The organism is Pseudomonas sp. FSL R10-0399 (assembly GCF_009600165.1).
GTDB classification, from domain to species: Bacteria; Pseudomonadota; Gammaproteobacteria; order Pseudomonadales; family Pseudomonadaceae; genus Aquipseudomonas; species Aquipseudomonas helleri.
The window spans coordinates 1-2,255 of sequence record NZ_WIWK01000227.1 but is presented as its reverse complement, the minus strand read 5'-3'; the positions used below and the strand labels follow the sequence as shown (position 1 = coordinate 2,255).

The window sequence follows — 2,255 nt, the reverse complement described above, 5'->3', positions numbered from 1 at the left end:
CGATACAGCCGCGCGCCCGGTACAAACGGGTCGGGCACAAAGCGTTCGGCGGTCAGGGCCGGGCGCTGGTGATAGCCGCGGGCAATGCCTTCGCCGCCCAAATACAGCTCACCCGCCACACCCACTGGCAGCGCCTGCATGCTGGCATCCAGCACATAGGCGCTGCGCTCACCCACCGGACGCCCGATCGGTAAGAACGCCGAGTCAAATTGGGTGTCCGGGTAAGCGCACCAGATCAACGGCGTGATCACCGTTTCGGTCGGGCCGTAACCGTTGATGATGCGTGGCGGTTGCAACACGCGCTGCACTTCATCAAAGGCGTGCTTGGGCATGCCCTCACCGCCCACGGTGTAGGAGCGTATTGGCAGCCTGCGCCCGGCTTCGCCAATGTTATCGGCCATTTGCAGCAAATAGCTCGGGGTAAAACAGGCGATGGTGATGCCATGGCGCTCGATTTCTTCGCAGGTACGCTGCGCGCTCCAGACCTCATCGTCACGGGGCATCAACGCCGAACCGAACACCAGCGGGGTCAGCCAGCGCTCGTGGGCACCGTCAAAACTGATCGAAGCAAATTGCAGCTCGCGGTCGTCCGGGGTCATGCCGTACAGCGCGCCAATGGCCAGGCAATGCATGGCCAACGGGCCGTGGGCCACGCTCACGCCTTTGGGCCGCCCGGTCGAACCCGAGGTGTAAATCAGGTACGCGAGGTTCTGTGCAGTGATCAGGTTGACCGGGTTGCTGGCAGGCAAGTAGCTGACGTCTTCACGGTCGAGCTCCAGCACCGGCAGGCCGTCGATCTGCGGCAACTGCTTGCGCAACCACGACTGGCTCAGCAGCAAAGCAATGCCGCTGTCCTGCATCAAGTAACCCAAGCGCTCTGGCGGGTACGCCGGGTCCAGCGGCACATACGCGCCCCCGGCCTTGAGAATCGCCAGCAAGCCGATAATCATCTGCGGCGAACGTTCTACCGCCAGCCCCACCCGCACTTCGGGGCCGATCCCCAGTTCACGCAGGCGATGGGCCAAACGGTTGGCGCGTTGGTTGAGTTCGGCGTAGGTGAACGTGCTGCTGTCAAAGATCAGCGCCGTGGCGTCAGGGCGTAGCGCCGCCTGGGCGGCGATTAACTGATGCACACTCTGCTCGGTCGCGGCTTTGGGTGGCGGGTTCCACTCACGCAATTGTCGGGTGTGCTCGACAGCACTTAGCAACGGCAATTCGCCCAGCGCACACAACGGCGCCGCCACCATGGCGTGCAGCAGGCACGCCAAGTGCTCGCTCATCCGGGCAATGGCCGCCGGTTCAAAATGGCTGCACAAGAAGCTCCAGGTCAGGCTCAACTGGCCTTCACTGACCGCCGCCAGCGTCAGCGGGTAGTTGGTGCGCTCATGGTTGGCCGGTACGGCAAAGCTCAAGCCCTCTGGCGCGCCCTGCTGCAAGGCCGCGCCGATGGGGAAGTTTTCAAACACCAGCAAACTGTCGAACAGCGGCTCACCGGCACGCCCGGCCCAACGCTGCACATCGCTCAGCGCGGTAAATTCATGCTCGCGCAGCTCCAGGTTATGCGCCTGCAAGCGGCTCAACCACTGCGCCACACTTTCAGCCGCCTGTGGCTGAGTGATCACCGCCAAGGTGTTGATAAACAGCCCGAGCTGGTTTTCTGCACCCGGCAGATCCACCGGACGCCCGGACACAGTGGCGCCAAACGCTACGGTCTGTTGACCGCTGTAACGCTGCAACAATACCGCCCAAGCGCCCTGCACCAAGGTGTTGAGGGTGATGCTGTGCTGGCGGGCAAAGGCATTGAAAGCCTCGCTGCTCGGCCCATCGAATACCTGCCGATGATCCGCGTACTCGCTGCTGCCTGAGCCACCGTGCGCCAGGCTTTGTGCCAACAGCGTCGGATTGTCCAGGGTCGCCAGTTGCGCACGCCAAAAGGCTTCATCTGCCTGAGCATCCTGCCCTTGCAGCCAGCCGATGTAGTCGCCAAAGCGGCCCTGATGAGTGGCCACCTCAACCCCGGCATAACGCTGCAACACCTCACCCAGCAGCAAGGCATTGCTCCAGCCATCCAGCAGTAAATGGTGATGGGTGTAGATCAATTGCTGGCGCTGCTCATCGAGACGCACCAAGGCCAGGCGCAGCAACGGCGGTTGCGCCGGATCAAACTGCAAACGCTCGCTGCGCGCCAGCAACTCCAGCTCGGCGGTTTGATCGGCGCGGCCGCGCCAGTCGAGCACGGTCAGCGGCAGTTCCAG

Annotated in this window: 1 protein-coding gene; it reads right to left on the bottom strand. The window is 63.1% G+C overall.

The window, feature by feature from the left end; translation table 11 throughout:
• The coding region (locus GHO41_RS29025; RefSeq protein ID WP_153435323.1) for an AMP-binding protein at positions 1-2,255 on the bottom strand (2,255 nt) is incomplete at both ends.